Genomic DNA, 21,225 nt, shown 5'->3' with positions numbered 1-21,225 from the left:
ACTAGCGGGAATTCGCCCGAGTAGGGCATTCCACATAAAACTCGTAAAAGGAGGAGTATGCATGGAAAAAGGCTTGACCGTTCGCAAGATTGTCATTGCAGGCGTTTTGGGCGCGATAGCGATTTTGCTCGGGGTGACACGTCTCGGCTACATTCCGGTTCCGACAGCAGCGGGCAATGCCACTATTATGCACATCCCGGCTGTGATCGGGGGCATAATGGAGGGCTGGGGCGTTGGTATGATCATTGGCCTTATATTTGGAGTCTCTTCTTTCTTAAATGCCACCGTTCCGCTTTTTAAAGACCCTCTTGTAGCCATCCTGCCACGTTTGTTCATCGGTGTGACTGCTTATTTGACCTATGCTGGTTTGAAAAACGTCAATCAGTACTTGGCGATTGGTGCCGCTGGCTTTATTGGGGCGATGACAAACACGATCCTGGTACTGGGCATGGCCGTCATTCGAGGATACATGACCCTCGGCGTAGCGACCACAGTTGCAATCACGAACGGCTTGCCAGAAGCAATTGTTTCGGTCATTGTTACATTGGCTGTCGTTGCGGCTTGGAAGAAATTAGGGTCAGCAGGTAGGCAAAAATCAAAAATTTCAGGAGACTTATAATGACCGGAACGATTGTTGACGTACCCGGCGTTCTCGTCGGGCATGCACAAAACGAAGAAACATTAACGGGATGCAGTGTGATTATGCTGGAAAAGCCGTCTGTCTGCGGCGTGGATGTCCGGGGTTCTGCCCCGGGCACCCGCGAGACGGACCTCTTGGACCCTGTCAATCTGGTGAGTGTCGTCCATGCGATTTGCCTTTCGGGTGGCAGTGCATACGGTTTGGATGCTGCTACAGGTCTCATGCAGTATTTAGAGGAACATGGCATCGGACTGGATGTTGGCTATGGCGTCGTTCCTATCGTTCCAGCAGCAGTCTTGTTCGACCTGGCAGTAGGCGACTATCGGGTTCGTCCGGATCGTCAAATGGGCTATGCGGCAGCACAGGCAGCAAGCCGTGAGAAAGTAGCACAAGGAAACGTCGGTGCTGGTACAGGTGCGACAGTAGGCAAGCTGAATGGATTTGGGAATGCGATGAAGAGCGGGTTAGGCACAGCTTCCGTGATTCTACCCAATGGACTCGTCATAGGCGCAATCGTCGCTGTAAATGCGGTCGGTCATGTCGTAAATCCGCAGTCAGGGACGATCATAGCCGGGCCGAGAGATGAACAGGGAACCATTCGGGATAGCATGGAGATACTGCGCCAGCAAGCTTTTGCTCCGATCCCTCCAGGTACGAACACGACGATTGCCGTAGTCGCCAGCAATGCTCACTTGTCCAAAGCAGAAGCAAATAAAGTAGCGCAAATGGCTCATGACGGGCTTGCCCGTACAATCCGTCCGATTCACACGATGTACGATGGCGACACGATTTTTGCTGTAGCAACAGGCGAAGTAGAGGCGAGTGTAGACTTGGTGGGCGCGTTGTCCGCAGATGTGCTGGCAGAAGCCGTCATCCAAGCGGTTAAGCACGCAGAGGAAGCAGGGGGACTGCCATCTTATCGCAGATACTTCCAGGAATAGGTGTAACATATTTGGATGCAGAGGAGAGGATTGGCGGATGAATCAGGTGATATCCTTTGTTGACGAGCAGGAAGTTGTACGTCTAACGCAGGAGCTAGTTAGAATTCCAAGTGTGTTTCGTCCCGATCAGACAGGAGCGAATGAAGAGCGGGTAGCGCTATTTGTCGCCGATTATCTTCGTAACATGGGTTTGCAGGTTTTCTATGAAGAGGTTGTTCCAGGCAGACCGAATGTCATCGCTTTTTATGATTCGGGCAAGCCTGGCAAAACGCTTTTATTCGAAGCCCATACAGATGTCGTAACAGAAGGGGATCGGGATGCTTGGAGCTACGACCCTTTTGGTGGAACAATATCTAGTGGGCGTATCTACGGGCGTGGCTCCTGTGACACAAAAGGAAATCTGGCTGCCGCGATATGTGCCGTCAAAGCTATCCAACGATCCAAACAGTCTTTTACAGGCAAAATCCTCCTATGCATCCCTTGCGATGAGGAGAGCATGATGATCGGGATCAAAGATTTCATTCGTCGCGGTTGGGCCAACAACGTTGATGCGGCGATTATCTGTGAACCGGAAGAAAATCAGCTCTGCATCACGCAAAAAGGAGCCATGCGAGCAATTCTTCGTACGTTTGGCAAGATGGCGCATGGAGCTATGCCACTGACGGGCATCAATCCGAACACAAGGATGGCACGCGCCATCGTGGCGTTAGAAGAGCTGGAACGAAAGGAAATGGCTCGTCTGGGAGAGCATCCAATGTTGGGGTGGCCGAGTATCACTCCGACGATTTTGCAGGCACCGGTCAAAGGAGACGCCCAAATCAACGTCGTACCCGATCAATGCATGACAACACTTGATATTCGCACGGTTCCCGGGCAGGACCACCAAGAGCTGTATAAAGAGATCAGTGTCATATTAGAGGAACTAGGCAAAGAGGATGACAAGTTCAAGGCTACTCTGGAAGTAATCGAAGAGCGCCCTTGGACGTTGACTGGCATGCATGAAGAAGTTGTGACTTCCGTTGCGAACGCCTATCGGGAAATCACAAAAAAAGAGCCCGTATATAATGGCGTCCCAGGTGCGACAGATGGAACCTTCCTGCACAAGGCCGGCATTCCGATTTTGACGACAGGCGCAGGTGATCGCCACATCCCTCATCATGCAGATGAGTACGTAGCTATTGACCAATTGGTGGAATCCACCCAGCTTTTTGCCTTGTCTGCATTAACGTTTTTGACGCAGCCAGTACGAGCTTGATCACTTACAAAAGAACTCTGCTTACGCTAGCGGCAGAGTCTTTTTATTCTCGCAAAAGAAGTTTTTTTAGCAAAAACTTGCAGAATCCATCTAAATTTTTTTACAATAGGCTTGTTACATAAGAGAAAAGGAGGCGCGTGCCCATGAATATGCGCTGGAATTTGGACGTCTTGTATTCCTCATTTGATGCACCAGAATGGAAACAAGATTGGGAGAAGTTTGTACGTGAAACTGAAGAGATCAAAAGCTGGGCAGCGCAAAACTTTCAATCTTCAGAAGATGCAGTAGCGAAGATGGAGACATACATAACGATGATGACCTCCGTCTTGCAAACGCATTTCCGCTTGTACGCCCACGGAGAGCTGACTGCCAGCGTGGATGCCAAGAATGAAGTAGCACTGCTTGCGATTGAAAAAGTACAGAATCAGGCTGTGGAATTGGTTGAACCAGGCGTACAATTCCAAAAATGGCTAGGATCGTTGAGCGACCTGGACGAGTTGATTAACCAATCGGAGCTGTTAGAGACACATCGCTTTATGTTGACAGAAATGTCAGATAAGAGCAAATACATGCTGAGCGAAAAAGAAGAAATCGTCCTAGCAAAAATGAAAAATACAGGGTCAAATGCATGGACAAAGCTCCATGAAATGCTGACTTCCACTTTACTGGTAGACATTACAGTCGATGGGGAGCACAAACAGCTTCCATTGCCAGTGGTGCGGAACATGGCGAACGAAAAAGATCCGCAGCTTCGCAAAACGGCCTACGAGGCGGAACTTGCCGCTTACAAAAAAATCGATGGAGCTGCTGCTGCCAGCTTGAATGGAATTAAAGGCGAGGTTATTACCGTAGCGAAGCTAAGAGGCTATGAATCGCCGCTGGATAAGACGTTGCAAGACTCCCGTATGGACCGCGAGACGCTCGAAGCGATGCTTCAGGCGATGCGTGAGAGCCTGCCATCCTTCCATCAATACTTCCGTACAAAGGCGAAGCTACTCGGCCATGAGAGCGCTCAGTTGCCGTTTTATGATCTGTTTGCGCCAGTGGGCGAGGCAGACATGCGGTTCTCGTATGAGGAATCCCGCGACTTCATTGTGAAGCACTTTGGTAGCTTTAGCGAAAAGCTCGCCAACTATGCAGCACGAGCTTATGACAATCAGTGGATTGATGCCGAGATTCGTGAAGGCAAGCGTGGAGGGGCATTCTGCTACAACCTGCACATCGTAGGGGAGAGCAGAATTATGTCGAACTACACAGGCAGCTACAGCGATGTGAGCACAATGGCACATGAATTGGGTCATGGCTATCACGGAGAATGTCTCGTAAACGAAGCATTCTTGAATAGCGAATACCCAATGCCAATCGCCGAAACCGCGTCCATTTTGTGCGAAACCATCATTGCCAATGCAGCACTTGAACAAGCGACCTCCGAGGAAGCATTTGCGATTTTGGAAAATGATATCAGCGGAGCAAGTCAGGTGATCGTCGATATTTATAGCCGTTACTTGTTCGAGACTGCGGTATTTGAGCGCAGAACTGAAGGTGCCTTGTCTGTTTCCACTCTGAACGAACTGATGCTACAAGCGCAAAAGGACGCTTACGGAGATGGTTTGGATCCGGCAGCTCTACACCCGTACATGTGGGTATGTAAACCGCACTATTATAGCGCGGATTACAATTTCTACAACTTCCCGTATGCTTTTGGGCTTCTGTTCGCGAAAGGCTTGTACGCAGAGTATCTCAAGCGCGGGGAAGCTTTTGTTGAGCAGTACGACAAGCTCTTATCTGTTACGGGCAAAATGAGCGTTGCAGATGTAGCAGCTATCATGGATGTTGATGTACGCTCCGTCGATTTCTGGCGGAATTCACTCTCTTTGGTTGCAAAAGATATCGACAAATTCGTAGAGCTCGCGTCTGCACGCCTAAACTAAATAGGAAGAACGTCCGCTATGTCATTAGCGGACGTTTTTTATTCATGTTGCAAAGCGTTTTTGTGCGCATAGGGAACAGAGCGGAAGGAGAAAGTAAGAAAAAACAGATGAGGTGATTACGTGGTAAACGGATTGCAGTTACTCGACCTATTGCGGGAAACGGAGAACAAGATGCTGCATTTACATAGAGCCATCGACAGAGTAAGCAGCGAGCCGGATTTCAAGGAGTCTGTCAGTGTTCTTACCGTAGTCGTTCGTGATTATCAACTTCAGCTCGACAAAATGAAACAAGCATTGGGCAAAATCGAAATCGGAGGGCAGCAACAACAACATCAGCAGGCCCATAATACCGAAATACATTAAGCACAGAAAAACAAACAGCCCTCGAACTGCTGCAAAGGCAGATAGGGCTGTTTGCTTTTATGTGTAGAAAGCTTACTGGAAGGTAGCGTATCGCTTCACTCCATAAAACGGGTAGAGCTTATGCATGTATTCGACTTTGCCATAGCGAACATCTTCGCCATTCGCATGCACGATTGCTCCATTACCCAAATAGATCGCTACGTGGGACACGCGTCCTTTTCCAAGCGAATCGTAGAACAAGAGGTCACCAGGCTGTGCTTGATCCAGTGATACTTCTTGACCGCCACGGAATTGATCTTCAGAAGTGCGCGGCAGTGTAACCCCAAGCTGTTCAAAAACGTATGAAGTAAAGCCACTACAATCAAAGCCATTCGGAGTAGTTCCGCCTAAGACGTATGGTGTATTGAGCAATGGCTCAAAAATTTCCTTCATTCGACCCAGATCTTCTGCATTTACCTCGGCAGGCAGCGAAACGGTAGAAGTGAGGTTTGGACTTAGGAACTCTGTAGCAACGTATGCTTCACGATCTTCGAATTCGATTTTCGTCCATTCATTACCCGTTTCTACGACTTCTACAATGGAACCGAAACTTAGCTTGCCTAACACTTTTGCGTCAGTCGAAGGCTTTTTACGCACATTCAGCACGTCACCAGTGACACGGGCTTTTTCACCAGCAGTTAGTTCTTTAGACTCAGTGGTAGCGTTATCATTCTGATTGACAGCTACATCGGAAGGAGTGTCCGTCGCAATGGAGCCAGAAGTGTTTTCACCGTGAACAGATAGAGTTTGTCCAATTGACAATCTATCGTCATTCAGTTGGTTCCATTGAATAAGTTGATCCACCGTTACTTGATGTTCACGAGCGATCTTGCTCAGCGTATCACCTGCTGATACCACATATGCCGATGAGGAAGCATGGGCAGCAGTAGGCAGCAGAGTGAAGAGGGCGAGGAAGGTGAGTAGCCTCGAAGTCTTTTTCATGTCATCGTCTCCACCAATCTACTAAAATCTGCATATCTAGCTAAAATTCTATCGGATTTTCGTTGGTAAATCTATGAAAAAATTAATCTTTCATTATTTTTTTAAAAACTATTGCATCTGGAGATAGAATCGTGCTATATTACAGAAGTCGCCGCAAGATGGAGACAAAAATCACATGGAGCTGTGGTGAAGTTGGAGTTCACGCCGGTCTGTCACACCGGAGGTCGCGGGTTCGAGTCCCGTCAGCTCCGCCATTCTATTTTTAGAATGTGCGAATTACATAGTTTCTCGTAATGTGCCGGTATAGCTCAATTGGTAGAGCACCTGACTTGTAATCAGGGGGTTGTGGGTTCAAGTCCTATTGCCGGCACCATTTTTATGCGGTCGTGGCGGAATTGGCAGACGCGCTAGATTCAGGTTCTAGTGGTGGCAACACCGTGGAGGTTCAAGTCCTCTCGACCGCACCATTTCATTAATGACAGGTTTCTGATCTGCTTTTTCTAGCAGAGCAGGAGCCTTTTTGTTATTCAATATCTTTAAGCGGGTGCTCATTACCTGAGCAGAAGAAATCTTGGAACTGTAATCCAAATGAGCGTAATATTAGCTGTAGTGGAGAAATGACTATGACCGAGCCATTCTTGAATATCATTCATGCCTACGCCGTTTGCGAGCAATAGGCTAGCGCAACTGTGCCGAAGATCGTGAAAACGAATCCGGCGCATTTTATGTTTCTCCAGTACAAACGGAAAGTGCTGAGTAATATATCCCGGTTTAATCCGTTGCACCAGCTTATCCAAGTAGATGTAATCTTTGTACTCGTTGCTATAAGAATTTTTGTAAAGTTCACGGTTTTTCTGCTGCTCCTGCTGAGCCCGTTGCAGTAATTCCTGAAAAAACCGGAACGAGAGGTAACGTGCAGTTGTTCCTTTATACCGTTATGCGGTTCGTTCGACTCGGGAAGTCGGCGGGCTCATCCGCATCGAAGGGGATTATGAAAAAGTAGGCGATATTTCCCCCGGATTGGAGAAGCGTCTGTTAGAAAACGGTCTGCCGCTGTCTGAATTGCAGCGGTTGAGAACGGGAGGCATTGACGCATGATTGTTTTGCTGTTCCTTTCCTTCATTGGCTTATCCGCCGGAAGCCTGCTGCTCCTTCGGCTGTCCCCTCGACTTCTGATTCAGGCGTTTGCCGCCTGCATTCAACGTCGTCAGACACACAAACCATCAATCGCCAAACAAATTCGTCATGTGAAACATCAAAAAAAACTCAAAGGCTGGCGGGCTACCATAGCCGAAGCAATCGCGATCTTGAAACAAACCGGAAATGAGCAGCGAACGGGCTTTCTTTTTGTCCTGTCCCTGTTGCTGGCAGTTTGGGGCGCAATCTTGGCTCTGTTGATAAACAACCTTTGGCTGCTGCCGGTTCTTGCGGCGGCTTGGCGATGATGCCCTTTTGGATGGTACTGTTTACAGCGACGTTTTACAAAAAACGGTTGCACGCAGAAATTGGAAACGGCGCTTTCAGTCATCACCACTTCTTATTTACGAAGCGAAAATATTTTGTCAGCAGTAGAGGAAAATCTGCCCTATATGAATCCACTCGTGCGGCAGTAATTGATAAGCCAGCCTTCCAGTTGGAGGCAAATGACGGCGCAGTTCAAACATTTGGTTCGCAAGATGCTTAACGGAAGACGGTTGGTTGAGATGGTGTTTGGGGAATCGAAGAAGGGAGTCCTCGTCTTCATGTTCAAAACGATGCTGGAGTGCCAGAAATTCTTTGAGATTCAACTGTTTCAGGTAGGCTTCAAATTCGTCCACGGTGCGGTCGGTTACTTGAGTAATACCAGATTTAGCTTGGTCCCAGAGCGCACAAATTTGTTTGATTTTATAAGCTGTTTTCGAATACGGTTTGGAATTTCGGGATGGGTGTAGTTTATCATGATTGTTTGCGATTGATCCCAAAACACCACATGAGGTGGGGATGATTTTTCTCGTTATGGAACGCAGCGGCCCAACATACATTTTCAATCTTGATCTGATTTTGCGCGGCAATCGTGGCGATATGCTGTTCAATATACTGTTGCCAATCGGGGAAATCAGTTAAGCCGAGTTCAAGCGCGATTTCGGTCTGAAATGAGATAACGCTGCGATACATGTTTTTGCCTTCTCGGGAGATTTGCCGTGCAAGCCGGGCCACTTCCTGCCAGGATTCAAAATCTTGCAATGTACCGGGTCGGATCTTTCCAAATAAACCGTAACCTTTGTTCGCATGCTGGACTGCACCGGGACGGGTGGCGATATAACCAATGTGCGTGTAGTTGCTGATCGCAGTTTTCAGATGATTGGGATGAAAGAAGCGCTTCTTATAGATCAGCGCCGACATCGGCATCACCTCCGCGCAATTGCTCCAGATTGTCCTCGAATTCATCTCCCAATAGAAACAGCTTCTCCGCATCACTCAGTTTCATCTTGGTGTATTCAACGGCCAGCCGTCGCACTTTCTTTTCTATCTCGCGGAAGGTGGTGTAGCGGTTCGTATCAATGAGGTCGGTTAGTATGGCAATTGTGGAATAGTACGCTGCGGCGGACATGATGAGGTCTTTGCTGGCAAGTCGGGCCAGTCGATTGCTAAGACCGTTTATCGCGATTCCGATTTCCTGACGGATGATGCTAGTAATGAAGTCAATCTCTGCGGTATAGGCTTCGACGGACCTGCCTTTTTGAATGAAGGCACGTACTACATATGCCATACTGAGATGCTTGGATGCGGTATACTTCTTGAGGGAGTCATATTGGGATTTGGGCCTTTAGGGGATTTTAGTGACATTCGTTTATCGGGGGAACACCTTAGAAAATGTCGGTGGAAGCTCTGCTTCCACGCTGTTTTTTCGCAAAATGGCATTTTGCTATTCCTGCCTTCTACTCTTCCACTCCCAAGAGGCGGGTCTCTTGGAGAGTGGAAGAGTAGAAGGCTTATCCAATAAAAAAAAGGTAAAGGGGACATTCAATTCACTCCCTTCCTACTTAATTTATCAATGATGATAGTTCAAAATTCGTATACCAAATCAGTGGTAGAACATAGTGCTACTTGCCTAGATTTTATGTAGAATAGAAAGGGAATGCTTGGAAAATGTAGAATATCCTAATAAAGTAGCATTTCTTGTTGAAAGGTGATTATATGGAAACAACTCTTAGTGACTTAAAACCATTCAAATTACCGCAAAAGCCGGATAATTACGATATTCTTTTTGGGTTGCCTATCCCCCCTATAGATAGATTGCGAACGTTTTCAGCAGATCAATTTGAGGACATGATTTGTGAATGGGTCGATGGATATTTGAAAAAAGAGTATACATCTGTGTATCGCTCAGGCTCGGCTGGTGATAAGGGAAGGGATATAGTCGCATTTGTAAATGATGATTCCCCGAATCATGTCTGGGATAATTATCAATGTAAGCATTATGACCATCCGCTTTATCCAAGTGATGTATGGTTAGAATTGGGGAAACTATGCTACTACACGTTTATTAAAGAATATACAATTCCAAGAAAGTACTATTTGATTTCTTCTTGTGGTTTGGGAACTTCTTTATCAGAATTAATCGAGTATCCGACTCGTCTGAATGCAGGATTAATCTCAGCTTGGGAAGATAAATGCAAGAGAAAGATTACGAATGTAAACGAAGTTTCTTTAACTAACGAGTTACTGGAATATATCCAAAAATTTGACTTTTCAATAATAAATCACTGTCCTCCTCAGAAGTTGATAGAACAGTACAGCAGCACACCTTTTTACAAATATCGTTTTGGTGGCGGGTTAAATAAGCCTAGACCTCAGTCAGAGGCCCCGGGACCTTTAATACAACCGGAAGAAGTAAGATATGTTTCACAACTATTTGAAGCATATTCAGATCACCTTGGAGAAAAGGTTGCTGGTATTGAGGAACTGAAGAATTACAGCTCGCTGCATCGACATTTTAATAGACAGCGGGAAGACTATTATAAAGCGGAATCACTTAGAAGATTTGCTAGGGATGAGTTGCCTTATGACGAGCCCTTTGAAAAGTTACAGGATGAAATTTATAGAGGAGTAATTGACACGGCAGAGGATACTCATGCAGACGGTTTTGTATGTGTTAAGGAAACAATAAAAGAAGCTAGAAAATTGGAGATTACAAGCAATGTACTAATTAGCTACATTGATGGAAGTGATAGAAGTGGAATATGCCATCAACTAGCGAACAAAGACTCTCTGAACTGGGTGAGAAAATGAACGAGGTAAAATTAAGTAGAGAAACATACCTATTCAATACTCCACTAGAAACTGGGCTTCGGTGCTTAGTGATTTTAGCAGGATTAGAAAATAAAGCTATAGATATTCAAAGGCTTATTTATTTGGATTATCTATTAACACATTATGGTGATGTTGAGCCAGAAGTTGAGAGTCTGCATCCTTCAACACCATCTCGATCTGGCGAAATATTGATAAAGCGAGATTTAGTGAGCCAAGGGCTTCACTTAATGATTAGCAAAAAGCTTATTAACATCGAATATGGAAAAAATGGAATTTTGTATGGAGCAACACCTTACTCTAAAGCGTTTCTGCAACATTTCGAATCTAACTATATGCTACGGCTTCTGGATGTGAATAAATTACTGATAGACAAATTCTCTAATTATACTGATTTGGAACTCAAAAATTTTATAATGAGAAATATTGATCGGTGGGGTGGAGAATTTGTAAAAGAAGCTTTCGTAAGGGGGGGCAACTAATGAATACAGAGGGATTTTTTATTTCGGAAATCCGACTTACAGGAAAAAATAAGAGAAATGCTAGTATCGTACTAAAAAAAGGGCTTAATGTTATCTCAGGTGCTTCTGATACTGGGAAGACTTACATATTTCAATTAATAAACTATATGTTTGGTGGTAAAGATGAACCAAAAGAAATAGATGAAAGTATTGGGTATTCAACTATTTTTATTGAACTTGAGAAATATGAAGGAGAAAGCTATACATTAAAGCGTGAAATTGGTGATTCATCAATTTTTGTCTATGAGTCAAAAATTGATGATATTTCATTTCTGCAGAATTGTTTGAAACTGAAAGCTAAGCATGATAAGGATGACAAGGACAATATATCAACATTTCTCTTATCCTTAACGGGAATCAAAGATATGCTTTTAAGGAAAAATGCAAGAGGAACCAAAATATCTTTTTCTTTCAGACATCTCGTTGCTCTAATGATGCTAAATGAAGAAAAAATTATATCAGAGGAAGTACCTATTTATTCCGGTATACCTACAAATAAAACGACTGAACAGTCTGCATTTAAGACTATTCTAACAGGTATCGACGATAGCTATGGGGAAGAGATAGATGACCCTAAGATATATAGAACCCGACTTGAAGGAAAGTTGGAGTTTGTAGGCTCTTTGTTACAGAAATTAAAATTGGAATTAAAAGAAAAAGGTGCACAAATTCAGGGATATGATGCCAATGAATTAACTTTAGAAATTGAGAAATTAATGAGCACATTATCAAGTAACAGCAAAGAAATTAACTTTAGAATGGGACAAAAGAAAGAAATATGGATTCAAGAACAAGAAATAAAATCAAGAATTTTAATGCTCGAAGAACTATTAGAAAGATTTAGATTGCTTGAAAAAAGTTATCTTTCTGATTTAGATAGACTTCAATTGCTTATCGAAGGTGATCACTATATCTCACAATTATTTGATTCAAATTGTCCTGTTTGCAATAATCCTTTCAACTCAAAAACTACTGAGCATAATCATGATTTTTACTTAGAGGATTTACAAATTGCGTGTGCTGAGGAAAGTAATAAAATTAACGCTCAACTAAATGATCTTAGAGAAACGTTAACTAATCTACAAAATGAGAATAAAGAAAACAATGAGAAAGTAAAACTTCTAAGTCAACAAATTAAGGAAATTGAAGTCATTATTCACCGTGAATTAAAGCCAATTGCAGTATTAACGAAAGAAAGAATGGATAATTTGTTGAACGTAAAAAAGATTTTTCATGAAATTGAACTTAATGAACGTCGTATTGCTGAGTATCAAACTAGCCAGTTAGATATTATGAGGGAGTTGTCTAAAAAGAATCAAAAGATGAAATTCGTTAATGAAATAACAACAGAAATTTATGATGGTTTTGCTACAGAAGTGAAAGAGTTACTTGATGGATGGAACTACCCTGATTTAACAAGTGTAAGCATAGATTATGATGATCAGGAGTTAATTGTTTCAGGTAAGAAGAGAAAAAATCATGGAAAAGGTTATCGGGCAATATTAAATGCTGCTTTTGTTATTGCAATTATGAAATATACAAGAAGTATTGGACTCAAGCATCCTGGGCTGATTATTTTAGATTCTCCGCTAACTACTTACAAAGAAAGGCTCAATCAAACAACACTAAGCAGTAGTGAAGAAGATATATCGCTAGACATGAAGCAAGCCTTTTTCAAAAATTTATCTAAACTTCGAAATGATGTTCAGGTAATCATTTTTGAAAATATAGACCCTATTAAAGAAGTACAGGATAACATGAACTATATTCATTTTAGCAAAGTAATTGGTGTGGGGAGATATGGTTTTATTCCGGTTGACAATATTTCTGAAACAGTGAGCAATAATCCAATTGAATAAAATATATAGTTGAAGGTGATAGTGAAAATGATGGAGTTTTCGCAGAAAATACGTAATTTACGAAATAAAGCCCAAGAGACACAAGCTGCAAATAAAATAATTGATATGCTGACTGAGTTAAAATTGAAGAATGATGAAACAACCTCTTATAGATGGATCTGGGAACTTATACAAAATGCGAAAGACGTTGTTAACACGAGTGGGATGGTTGACATAGTTATAAACTTTGACGAAGGCAATAAGACTGTTGAATTCAAACATAATGGCAAACTGTTCTCAACAGAAAATATTGTTTTTCTAATAGAACAAGTGTCCACAAAAGATCGCACAATAACTAATGAAAAAAATAAGAAGACTACAGGGAAATTTGGAACAGGTTTTTTAACTACTCACTTGCTTTCAGAAAAAGTTAGGGTTTCTGGATATCTGCAGGATGCTGGTGAATCACCATGTTCTTTTAATGTTATTTTAGACCGATCTGGTATGGATCAGCAATCAATAATTAGTGCCATACAAGAAAGTTGTTCGCAGTTAGATAAGAATACTACCATAACTACTGACAAAACAATAAATGACGAAGATTTCAATACTTGCTTCACCTATGTTTTGGATGAGTCTGGACTGTCAACAGCAAAAAAAGGTCTGAAGAATCTGCTTATTGCTGCACCTTACGTATTTGCATTTGTTCCAGAGATAGGTTCAATCACAGTAACAAGCGGTCAATATATACAAAAAATTAGCCGCGGTAGAATGATTGAAACTGAGCTTGAAGATGCGAAGGTAACAAATGTTGTAATTGCAACAAAGGGGATAACAAAAGATAGATATATTTTTGTTTTGGGAACGAATGACTTATCTGTTGCAGTAGAAGTTGAACAGCGTGCAGGTAACAATTTTACAACAAAGTACGATACTCAATTACCCAAGATATTTTGTGACTTTCCTCTCTTAGGAACAAATGATTTTTCATTCCCTGTTGTAGTAAACAGTTCTCTGTTTAATCCAACAGAACCACGAAACGGAATACATTTAACGGATAAAGTACATAAACAAATAACAGAAAATAAGCAAATATTAATGGAAGCATCACAACTTTATGTTAAGATAGTGGACTACTTTTTAGAAAAAGAATATGAGGGAATCTACAACATTACAAAAATCTCTGAACAGCCTGAAAAGGATTGGCTATCTAAAGAGTGGTTTGAGCAAGAAATAATTAATAATCTAAAGTCTCATATCACAGAAATTCCTCTCATTTCTACACATAATGCTGGCAAAATACCTCTTAAAGATGAATGGGGCGGTACAGGTGTATTCATTCCAAAAGATTTAGATGAAACTCTCAGGGCAAAAGTATGGACACTATCAAGCAAACTCATTCCCCATATGATTACAAAGCGTGAAGAATTAGAGTGTTGGTACAATTCTTTATGGGAAGAATGTCAAAATTACGGTTTATTAGATTTAATTAACCGAGTAGAAGCATTTGAAAATATTAGTGAGTTATCAAAACAGCTTAATGGTAATGTAACTGACTGGCTAAATGAATTATTGGCATTATTCTATTCTAATGAATATTCGTATACCAACGTCCTTGGCAGAAGCCCACGTATTTTGCCAAATCAATACGGTGAATTTCGTACTTTAGATGAGGTATCACTTGATTGCGGTATTGATGAAGTTTATAAAGACATATCTACTGTATTAAATTTCGATTTTAAAATTGAATTATTGGATAGAGAAATTAATAGTGAATTCCTTACTAATTTAAAAAAACTCACGTTGGATGATGTTTTCTCAGAGATTCTAAAAAAATTGCATAGATCACATCCTGCAGCAGAAGACTTTTATAAGAGCATTATTTCTCTTCAAGCTAAACAGAATAGCGAACAAAATGATTTTTTAGATCTTGTTTGTGAATTGCAAGGTAAAGATGCCTGGATTAGGAATAGTGTTTCGAAACATTCACAAGAGCTATTAAAATTGGCATTAAAATTCTGGAGGGAAAAAATAACCAAGGACATAAGCTTCTATGAAAGTATAGGAATCTTTGCCTCTAGTTTTAATTTTGCCAGTGAGCATGAGGCGATGATGTGGGTGTCAAATCTCGTTCGAATTTTGGCGAAATATGAGCAAGAGGGTTTATTGGATCGGATTGCTATATTGCCTGATCAATATGGAAATTTCAAAATGAGAGCAGAATTATCACTGGATTCAGGTGAAATTGATGAAATCCTGAAAGATGCATCTAAATATGCTGGATATGATGTACGTAAAACATTGTTATCAAAAGACATTATTTTAGATCTACCTGAAAATAGAACTGTATACCTAGAGAACATTTCCGAGAAAATCACACAGTATGTGAAAGAGAATAAAAACAGTATTGGGCAAAACGATATTGATGTGAAAGAAGTATTTCAAAAAACATATCTTTGGCTTAGAGAAAATTTGGATAATGAAACGGTCAAAAAGTGTTTCAAAGAATTATTAGCTAATTTACATTGGTTTTATAATGATAATGATATTGCTGAAAATATGTCGAAAATTGAAGAATACAACGACGTATTAGAGAAATATGGTGTTTCTGGAGTGCAGGAATTAGAGAAGATATTATCTCGCTCAGATGTTGAAAGTAGTTCAAGTAAAACGGTGGAAATTTCAATGGAACTTCTTGCACAATGGGGTATTTCAACAGAAGAAGATTTAAATCGTGCTTTGGCAAATAATGTGTTTGGTGCAGAATTTATTCATGATTCTAAACGTAGCTTAGAATTTTTCAGCTATGTCCAAGAAATTCTTGAGCGCTCCAAGAAAAAAATCATTGAATTTTTAGATAAGCAGCCCGAATATGATGTTTCAGACTTAATGGAAATTAGTAATACTATCTTCGTAATTAAAAAATACAATACTGAAATTTATTTAATTGCTCGACCATCTGATTATGGTCAAATAATATTATATTATGATTCTGAGTTGGATGTTCTTGACTATGAAAAAGATTGTGAATTGTGGGTTGAAGATAATAAAAGCGATCCGCAAAAAATTACATTTGGAAAAATACTGAAGTTAACTGGTGTTAATAAAATTCCACTTAGGAGCATAAGAGAGAAATGATTGACATTAATGAAGTACAGCAATTACTGCAGTCTCCGGCTTCAAAAAATCTTATTTGTACAAACTTAGAATTCAGACCGCAAAATTTGGCCATGTTTATTGCTGCTCTGTCAAACATGACAGAGGAGTATGGTTACATTGTAATAGGAGTAATGAAAAATATAAATAATTACTCTATTGACGGAATAAGTAATGGATTCAAGTTAGATGTACCTATTAAACGAGCACTCAGTTTATTATCTGAGCAACCGATAATAGACTTCGGTTCCCTTATGATTGAAGGTAAAAATATTTATGCAATCAAAGTGAGAAATATTACAAGTGAAATTTTCTTCAAGCCTACACAAAATACTGAATCTCCAACCGATTTATTTATTCGTGATCTTTACTTGGCTTGCATCAAACTTCAAGCACGTAAGCTTTATGTGAGCACTACAGAAGATGAACGTAATGACTTTATAACAGATTTACTGGAAACAAACGGATATCGTATAAAAGACCAAACTCGACGCGGAAGTTCTGCCAGTGGAAAATCGTCTGGCGAAATTGATATTTTTGTTGAAAAAAATGGAATGCCCTTTACAATTATTGAAGCCCTTAATTTAGATAGTTTAAACACTAATTATCTTGATACTCATCTTGACAAAATATATTCTTATGATACAACAGGAAATGTGTTTAATGTGTGCTTGTCATATGTTAAAGTTAAAGATTTTAGTTCTTTTTGGGACAAGTATTGCGACTATGTTAAAAAACATGAATACCCAGTAATGCTTGTCTCTTCAGATATAAATGCTGATAGAGATTATCCATACTCTGACATAAGATTTATGACAACGACCCATAATCGTTCAGGTAAAAATACTCGCCTTTATCATATGTGCGTAAAAATACAAGACACGTAAACAAAAATGGAGCAATTCTCCGATGATAGTTTTTTTGTTTACTATTTTATTCATATGGAGTGTCGTCAGTATTAGCACCAATTTCGGCTGGGGATTTGTAAATGTATTTCGAATCTGATGTACAGATTGATATAAGTAAATCCTCATTTACATCCTTTCCCTCAGACTTTTCATTAATGGTAACGTAGCCTTGAGCAGTATATTTTGTCTTAAAACTCAATGCAGCCTCTTGTCCCCAATTGGGAGAGGGGCTGCCATTGCTATAAGTAGCATTTGCATCGTTATCCAAACAAACACAATTTCTTGTATCGCATTGTATTGAAGAAACCTCTCAAGTGCCTGATCGGATAGGCATTCGAGCGAAATGTAGTAAGCAGCTTTCCAGTCTTGACCACGTAGTTTCGCAATTGTAGCCCTACTCATCGCATCAATGGGGCTTTCAAAAACGTATACCCGCTTGCTGTCAGGCTGCCCGTTTAGAAGAAACGGATAACTTTTGTTCGAATACTCCCGATCCTGCTTGAAAGGCTTGTTTGGAGTGGTACCGCGCATGGAGCAATACCGTGCAGTTCCTACTTGATTATATCCAACAAATACACAGTTCCCTGTTTTGTCTTGCTGATACAGTTCTTTTCATGCATGAGTAATGAGACTATTTCAGGTGATATTCCGCGTACTTGAGCTTATGTTATAATGACGTATAAGTTTCAGGTTCTAGTGGTGGCAACACCGTGGAGGTTCAAGTCCTCTCGACCGCACCATAGTGCAAACAACAGGTTCGTAAATTGGCTGATGAAGCTATTTACGAACCTGTTTATTTTTTCTTGAACCGTTCCTCACATTTCATTGCAGTTCAAGCGATAAAGTTGCTCATTGAATGTTGAATCCTCCTCCATTTTCCATTACAATCACATTGTGATAATGAATCTCATTTTCAACATCACTTTTGATGATTCATAAACAAACAAGAAAGACAGTGGAGGGGTAGTTGTGGGAGGACAGTTGGAGCTGTTTGATGTAACCATTATTGGTGGTGGCCCTGCGGGGATGTATGCTGCCTTTTATAGCGGAATGCGCGATATGAAGACGAAGCTCATTGAAGCGAAAGAAGATCTCGGTGGAAGAATGTTGATCTATCCAGAAAAAATGATCTGGGATGTAGGTGGTGTACCACCACAACTATGTGAAAAGCTGGTTGCCAATCTGGTGGAGCAAGCGAAGACATTTGATCCCACCATTGTGCTGGGCGAGGCGATCATCGGCCTGGAGCCACAAGAAGATGGTACGTACATACTCGTTGCAAAATCGGGGAAACGGCATTGGACCCGCACGATTATACTGGCTCTGGGCCGAGGTATTTTGAAAATGGCAAAACTGGAGATCGAAGGGGCCGAGCGCTACGAGGTGACAAATCTTCATTATACGGTGCAGGAACTGGAGCCATTCCGTGGGAAGCACGTCCTCATCTCAGGTGGCGGGGACTCCGCGGTCGATTGGGCAAATGAACTGGTGCAAATCGCAGCGTCCGTAACTGTCGTGCATCGCCGTGATGTATTTGGTGGACATGAGCGGAATGTAAAGCGCATGAAAGAGTCATCTGCGATCGTTCGCACCCCATATACGGTCACGCAATTGCAAAGCTCAGACAAAGAAACGATCGATAAAGTGACGATACGTCATCTGGAGACGGACGAGACGGAGCAAATCGATGTCGACGCCATCATCGTCAATCACGGATTGAAGGCCGATTTCACTGGGATTAAAGAGTGGGGCTTGGACATGGATGAGTGGAACGTGTTTGTCAGTCCTCGTCTGGCAACGAATCTGCCAGGGATTTTTGCGGCGGGAGATTTTGCGAGCTTTGACAGCAAGATTACGCTGATCGCAGGAGCATTCACCGATGCGGCTGTGGCCGTAAACAGTGCAAAATTACACATAGACCCAGTAGCAGATCGGATGGCGTATGTTTCTTCCCATAACCAGCGCTTTAAAGAAAAGAACAAAGCCCTCGGGGTTATCGATGAGGATGACGAATAGAACCTGATGTAGGACAAAAAGCCCAACATTTGCAGGTTGATTGCCGCTTTTCCCATACGTTACATTGTTAGAGACAAGGTGTAATAACAATGACAGGCTATATAAATAGGGAGCTTCGCGTCAGTCAATCGATCAACAAATGTGGGAGAGGAAGTAGAAATGAAGAAAGTTCGGCATTGGCCGATCAGTATAGTGACAGTGGCCCTTGTGTTCTCGCTGGGCATGAACTACGCGCCTGAGCGTGCAATGGCGTTACAAGTGGATCCGTTATCTCCTGCTATCGAGTTGCAGGAAAAGTTACAGAAAAAGTATGTGGAGAAGATGGACCTCAAGGAAGAGGAGGTTCTCGGTTTTTATTACTCATCGATGAAAGACAGCACAGATACTCGTAAACATAACATCAAGCAAGCATTGGCCAAGATTCATAATGAAAAAATCAAACCGCAACAGGTGTTTTCTTTCAATGAAACAGTGGGAAATTCGAATTTGCCAGAGGATGGTTGGCAGAAGGCCGGCGTTATTCAGAATGGTCAGCTCGTCGATGACTATGGAGGCGGGATTTGTCAGGTTTCCAGCACGCTTTACAATGTAGCTGCTGTAGCGGGGATGATCATGGTGGAACGGCATAACCACAGCAAATCAGTGGGATACGTGCCAGTGGGTCAAGATGCCACAGTAGCGTATGGCTATATGGATTTTAAATTTACCAACTTGTATGATTTCCCTGTGAAAATCAAAGCAAAATCATACGATGACGAACATGTTGTGATTGCGATCATACGTGCGTAGCTTAGCAGGAATAAAGGGGGCATCCTATGGATGAACCCTGTTTTTTTTCGTATTTTGTCAGGAAAAAAATGGATGGTAATTTAGTTTTGAGTCATGCATTCCTGACCATACTGTTTGTAGAGGGAGGTGCCGTGATGTTCGTTCAGATGACAGGTGATTCACACAATCAAGAGGTTCTCGTCATGGGAGAACGGTTAGATCGCCAGCAGGATGGTTGCTATCTTTTGCCTGGGAGACTTGTCCATGCATTGAAGCCACAGGATTTGCCGGTAGGAATCCCATTTAAGCTCTCAGGTGCGTTGCCCTCCGGCTACGGGTTTTATCGGGAGGACTCTGTTATTTTTCGGCGGACGAATGATACTCCCTCTCTGTGGATTGATGTTACTTCTACATATATGGTTGCGGAATGGGATGGTTTGTTCTCGGTAGAAGCGACGGTTGAAGCCAGAAAGCATGTCGTGGAACAACAACAGCAGTTTGCCTTTGTCCTCTCCGAAGTGACAGAGCAGCAAGTGATTTTCCATTACGAATTTTCCTGGTGCTCTGAGCACGAGATGGATCTGGAAAGTGCGTTGGAATCCATTTGTGATACCGTGATTGAAGTAGAAGCACGAGGGAATGCCCGTCTTTGGCCTGGCTATCGAAACTACATGGAAGAGGACGAACAAGACAAGCTGTAATACGCCGTGCAGCCATGATATAGTGAAAAAAGAGATAGCACCAAAGGAGAGGACAAAATGGAGTCAGTCAAAAATATTTACTGTATCGGTCGCAACTATCGATTGCATGCTGCGGAGTTGGGGAACGATGTACCAACCAAGCCAATGATCTTTGATAAGCCAACACATGCGCTTGCAATGGCAAATGGCGAGGCCATTGAGCTTCCGGCATCTCGTGGAGAGCTTCATTATGAGGCGGAGCTTGTGATTCACATCGCGAGACCATATGAGGCTGGAGTTGCACTTGACGAGATGATTGACAAAATAGCACTCGGCATCGACTTTACTTTGCGGGATGTTCAGAGCGAGCTGAAGAAAGCAGGGCATCCATGGTTGTTGGCAAAAGGGTTTAAAAATTCAGCCATTTTGACGTCTTTTCATCCTTTCCCTGGTATTCATGAGCTGCACCAAACGGATTTCTCCTTGCTGAAAAATGGAGAGCAAGTGCAACGCGGTAATCTTCGTGATGTGATTTTTGATTTGGAAACCATGATTGCCTATATATCCGAACATCTAGGACTGGATCAAGGGGATATCATTTACACAGGTACGCCAGCGGGGGTAGGACCTGTTACAGATGGGGATGTCCTCACTCTCAAGTGGGGAGAAGAGACTTGGGGGCAGTTTACGGCGAAAATGAAATAGGTATGAATGGAGAACCATCTTCTGACAGAAACAAGCAGAAGATGGTTTTTGTTTGGAGTTCGGGCCAGCAAAATAGCCGTTTTTTGCGACGAAAATCACCTTTGATACCGTTTTGTAACTTTTATGGTTCCATGGAACTAAGAGGTAGCAACCGCCTACTTTGCACCCTGTTTTCTGACTAGTCCCATGCTACCAATTCCATCATTGGAAAATTTTACGGTCTTATCCTCCT

21 protein-coding genes and 3 tRNA genes are annotated in these 21,225 nt (G+C 42.2%); 19 read left to right on the top strand and 5 right to left on the bottom strand.

Going from position 1 to position 21,225, the window contains the following annotated elements:
* Window positions 1–61 precede the first annotated feature (61 nt).
* From C7R92_RS24195 to C7R92_RS24175, 5 genes are all read left to right on the top strand, one after another.
* The gene (locus tag C7R92_RS24195; RefSeq protein WP_069845257.1) at window positions 62–619 is read left to right on the top strand and encodes an ECF transporter S component; all 558 of its coding nucleotides are present in this window, start codon (window positions 62–64) and stop codon (window positions 617–619) included.
* A complete protein-coding gene (locus C7R92_RS24190; RefSeq protein WP_106835927.1) occupies window positions 619–1,581 on the top strand; it encodes a P1 family peptidase in 963 nt (320 codons plus the stop codon). Before C7R92_RS24195 ends, C7R92_RS24190 begins: the two co-directional genes overlap by 1 nt.
* Window positions 1,582–1,618: 37 nt before the next feature.
* Window positions 1,619–2,836 (top strand): M20 family metallopeptidase, encoded by a 1,218-nt coding sequence (locus C7R92_RS24185; RefSeq protein ID WP_106835926.1) that lies wholly within the window; start codon window positions 1,619–1,621, stop codon window positions 2,834–2,836.
* 143 nt (window positions 2,837–2,979) lie between these two features.
* Complete coding sequence (locus C7R92_RS24180; RefSeq protein WP_106835925.1) at window positions 2,980–4,767, top strand: M3 family oligoendopeptidase; 1,788 nt, start codon at window positions 2,980–2,982, stop codon at window positions 4,765–4,767.
* Window positions 4,768–4,887: 120 nt separating this feature from the next.
* The gene (locus tag C7R92_RS24175) at window positions 4,888–5,130 is read left to right on the top strand and encodes a hypothetical protein (RefSeq protein WP_017248216.1); all 243 of its coding nucleotides are present in this window, start codon (window positions 4,888–4,890) and stop codon (window positions 5,128–5,130) included.
* A 72-nt stretch (window positions 5,131–5,202) separates the two neighbouring features.
* Here C7R92_RS24175 and C7R92_RS24170 read toward each other — a convergent pair whose 3' ends face one another.
* Window positions 5,203–6,111, bottom strand: a complete 909-nt coding sequence (locus C7R92_RS24170) for a C40 family peptidase (protein ID WP_106835924.1) — start codon at window positions 6,109–6,111, stop codon at window positions 5,203–5,205.
* A gap of 177 nt (window positions 6,112–6,288) precedes the next feature.
* Here C7R92_RS24170 and C7R92_RS24165 point away from each other — a divergent pair.
* The 3 genes from C7R92_RS24165 to C7R92_RS24155 all read left to right on the top strand — a co-directional run bounded on the left by C7R92_RS24165 (window position 6,289) and on the right by C7R92_RS24155 (window position 6,578).
* Window positions 6,289–6,365, top strand: a tRNA-Asp gene (locus tag C7R92_RS24165).
* A gap of 43 nt (window positions 6,366–6,408) precedes the next feature.
* Window positions 6,409–6,484: transfer RNA gene (locus C7R92_RS24160), tRNA-Thr, on the top strand.
* 7 nt (window positions 6,485–6,491) lie between these two features.
* A tRNA-Leu gene (locus C7R92_RS24155) sits at window positions 6,492–6,578 on the top strand.
* An 84-nt stretch (window positions 6,579–6,662) separates the two neighbouring features.
* Here the strand turns inward: C7R92_RS24155 and C7R92_RS24150 are convergent.
* Window positions 6,663–6,992, bottom strand: a complete 330-nt coding sequence (locus C7R92_RS24150; RefSeq protein ID WP_244195811.1) for a tyrosine-type recombinase/integrase — start codon at window positions 6,990–6,992, stop codon at window positions 6,663–6,665.
* Between the two features lie 213 nt (window positions 6,993–7,205).
* On the opposite strand from C7R92_RS24150, the gene C7R92_RS24145 reads away from it, so the two are divergent.
* Window positions 7,206–7,556 carry a hypothetical protein gene (locus C7R92_RS24145; protein WP_106835923.1) on the top strand — a complete coding sequence of 117 codons (351 nt, stop codon included), beginning with the start codon at window positions 7,206–7,208 and terminating at the stop codon, window positions 7,554–7,556.
* Window positions 7,553–7,795, top strand: coding sequence for a hypothetical protein (locus C7R92_RS24140; RefSeq protein ID WP_106835922.1), 243 nt, complete (start codon window positions 7,553–7,555; stop codon window positions 7,793–7,795). Before C7R92_RS24145 ends, C7R92_RS24140 begins: the two co-directional genes overlap by 4 nt.
* A gap of 251 nt (window positions 7,796–8,046) precedes the next feature.
* Here C7R92_RS24140 and C7R92_RS24130 read toward each other — a convergent pair whose 3' ends face one another.
* Window positions 8,047–8,493 (bottom strand): hypothetical protein, encoded by a 447-nt coding sequence (locus C7R92_RS24130; protein ID WP_106835920.1) that lies wholly within the window; start codon window positions 8,491–8,493, stop codon window positions 8,047–8,049.
* The gene (locus C7R92_RS24125; RefSeq protein WP_106835919.1) at window positions 8,474–8,860 is read right to left on the bottom strand and encodes a hypothetical protein; all 387 of its coding nucleotides are present in this window, start codon (window positions 8,858–8,860) and stop codon (window positions 8,474–8,476) included. The genes C7R92_RS24130 and C7R92_RS24125 overlap by 20 nt, the downstream gene beginning before the upstream one ends.
* 428 nt (window positions 8,861–9,288) lie before the next feature.
* Here C7R92_RS24125 and C7R92_RS24115 point away from each other — a divergent pair, with 428 nt between their 5' ends.
* From C7R92_RS24115 to C7R92_RS24095, 5 genes are read left to right on the top strand one after another with little or no spacing between them, the layout of a single operon-like run.
* Complete coding sequence (locus C7R92_RS24115; RefSeq protein WP_106835917.1) at window positions 9,289–10,383, top strand: ABC-three component system protein; 1,095 nt, start codon at window positions 9,289–9,291, stop codon at window positions 10,381–10,383.
* Window positions 10,380–10,883 (top strand): ABC-three component system middle component 2, encoded by a 504-nt coding sequence (locus C7R92_RS24110; RefSeq protein ID WP_106835916.1) that lies wholly within the window; start codon window positions 10,380–10,382, stop codon window positions 10,881–10,883. Before C7R92_RS24115 ends, C7R92_RS24110 begins: the two co-directional genes overlap by 4 nt.
* Window positions 10,883–12,781 carry an SMC family protein gene (locus C7R92_RS24105; RefSeq protein WP_106835915.1) on the top strand — a complete coding sequence of 633 codons (1,899 nt, stop codon included), beginning with the start codon at window positions 10,883–10,885 and terminating at the stop codon, window positions 12,779–12,781. The genes C7R92_RS24110 and C7R92_RS24105 overlap by 1 nt, the downstream gene beginning before the upstream one ends.
* Before the next feature lie 27 nt (window positions 12,782–12,808).
* A complete protein-coding gene (locus tag C7R92_RS24100) occupies window positions 12,809–15,898 on the top strand; it encodes a sacsin N-terminal ATP-binding-like domain-containing protein (RefSeq protein WP_208636230.1) in 3,090 nt (1,029 codons plus the stop codon).
* Complete coding sequence (locus C7R92_RS24095; RefSeq protein ID WP_106835914.1) at window positions 15,895–16,803, top strand: hypothetical protein; 909 nt, start codon at window positions 15,895–15,897, stop codon at window positions 16,801–16,803. The genes C7R92_RS24100 and C7R92_RS24095 overlap by 4 nt, the downstream gene beginning before the upstream one ends.
* 216 nt (window positions 16,804–17,019) lie before the next feature.
* Here C7R92_RS24095 and C7R92_RS24090 read toward each other — a convergent pair whose 3' ends face one another.
* Window positions 17,020–17,430 (bottom strand): DUF3991 domain-containing protein, encoded by a 411-nt coding sequence (locus C7R92_RS24090; protein WP_106835913.1) that lies wholly within the window; start codon window positions 17,428–17,430, stop codon window positions 17,020–17,022.
* A gap of 363 nt (window positions 17,431–17,793) precedes the next feature.
* Between C7R92_RS24090 and C7R92_RS24085 the strand changes: the two genes are divergently transcribed.
* The 4 genes from C7R92_RS24085 (at window position 17,794) to C7R92_RS24070 (ending at window position 20,993) form a co-directional block, all read left to right on the top strand.
* Entirely contained in the window at window positions 17,794–18,840 is a 1,047-nt protein-coding gene (locus tag C7R92_RS24085) for an NAD(P)/FAD-dependent oxidoreductase (protein ID WP_106835912.1), read from the top strand.
* Between the two features lie 159 nt (window positions 18,841–18,999).
* Window positions 19,000–19,629, top strand: coding sequence for a VanW family protein (locus C7R92_RS24080; protein ID WP_106835911.1), 630 nt, complete (start codon window positions 19,000–19,002; stop codon window positions 19,627–19,629).
* A gap of 134 nt (window positions 19,630–19,763) precedes the next feature.
* Window positions 19,764–20,309, top strand: a complete 546-nt coding sequence (locus C7R92_RS24075) for a hypothetical protein (RefSeq protein ID WP_026043053.1) — start codon at window positions 19,764–19,766, stop codon at window positions 20,307–20,309.
* A 57-nt stretch (window positions 20,310–20,366) separates the two neighbouring features.
* A complete protein-coding gene (locus C7R92_RS24070; protein WP_106835910.1) occupies window positions 20,367–20,993 on the top strand; it encodes a fumarylacetoacetate hydrolase family protein in 627 nt (208 codons plus the stop codon).
* Window positions 20,994–21,225 lie beyond the last annotated feature (232 nt).

It is taken from the genome of Brevibacillus porteri (assembly GCF_003013475.1).
Lineage (GTDB): Bacteria > Bacillota > Bacilli > Brevibacillales > Brevibacillaceae > Brevibacillus > Brevibacillus porteri.
Note: the sequence above shows the minus strand (reverse complement) of the source record. Positions and strands in the feature narration are given on the sequence as shown.

Excerpts from the sequence above, each read along its gene's own strand:
- C7R92_RS24145 (WP_106835923.1), top strand. The coding sequence starts at position 7,206 with ATGATTGTTTTGCTGTTCCTTTCCTTCATTGGCTTATCCGCCGGAAGC.
- C7R92_RS24195 (WP_069845257.1), top strand. The coding sequence starts at position 62 with ATGGAAAAAGGCTTGACCGTTCGCAAGATTGTCATTGCAGGCGTTTTG.
- C7R92_RS24110 (WP_106835916.1), top strand. The coding sequence starts at position 10,380 with ATGAACGAGGTAAAATTAAGTAGAGAAACATACCTATTCAATACTCCA.
- C7R92_RS24075 (WP_026043053.1), top strand. The coding sequence starts at position 19,764 with ATGTTCGTTCAGATGACAGGTGATTCACACAATCAAGAGGTTCTCGTC.
- C7R92_RS24185 (WP_106835926.1), top strand. The coding sequence starts at position 1,619 with ATGAATCAGGTGATATCCTTTGTTGACGAGCAGGAAGTTGTACGTCTA.
- C7R92_RS24095 (WP_106835914.1), top strand. The coding sequence starts at position 15,895 with ATGATTGACATTAATGAAGTACAGCAATTACTGCAGTCTCCGGCTTCA.
- C7R92_RS24100 (WP_208636230.1), top strand. The coding sequence starts at position 12,809 with ATGATGGAGTTTTCGCAGAAAATACGTAATTTACGAAATAAAGCCCAA.
- C7R92_RS24105 (WP_106835915.1), top strand. The coding sequence starts at position 10,883 with ATGAATACAGAGGGATTTTTTATTTCGGAAATCCGACTTACAGGAAAA.
- C7R92_RS24190 (WP_106835927.1), top strand. The coding sequence starts at position 619 with ATGACCGGAACGATTGTTGACGTACCCGGCGTTCTCGTCGGGCATGCA.
- C7R92_RS24170 (WP_106835924.1), bottom strand. The coding sequence starts at position 6,111 with ATGAAAAAGACTTCGAGGCTACTCACCTTCCTCGCCCTCTTCACTCTG.
- C7R92_RS24130 (WP_106835920.1), bottom strand. The coding sequence starts at position 8,493 with ATGTCGGCGCTGATCTATAAGAAGCGCTTCTTTCATCCCAATCATCTG.
- C7R92_RS24080 (WP_106835911.1), top strand. The coding sequence starts at position 19,000 with ATGAAGAAAGTTCGGCATTGGCCGATCAGTATAGTGACAGTGGCCCTT.
- C7R92_RS24070 (WP_106835910.1), top strand. The coding sequence starts at position 20,367 with ATGGAGTCAGTCAAAAATATTTACTGTATCGGTCGCAACTATCGATTG.
- C7R92_RS24115 (WP_106835917.1), top strand. The coding sequence starts at position 9,289 with ATGGAAACAACTCTTAGTGACTTAAAACCATTCAAATTACCGCAAAAG.
- C7R92_RS24180 (WP_106835925.1), top strand. The coding sequence starts at position 2,980 with ATGAATATGCGCTGGAATTTGGACGTCTTGTATTCCTCATTTGATGCA.
- C7R92_RS24140 (WP_106835922.1), top strand. The coding sequence starts at position 7,553 with ATGATGCCCTTTTGGATGGTACTGTTTACAGCGACGTTTTACAAAAAA.
- C7R92_RS24125 (WP_106835919.1), bottom strand. The coding sequence starts at position 8,860 with ATGGCATATGTAGTACGTGCCTTCATTCAAAAAGGCAGGTCCGTCGAA.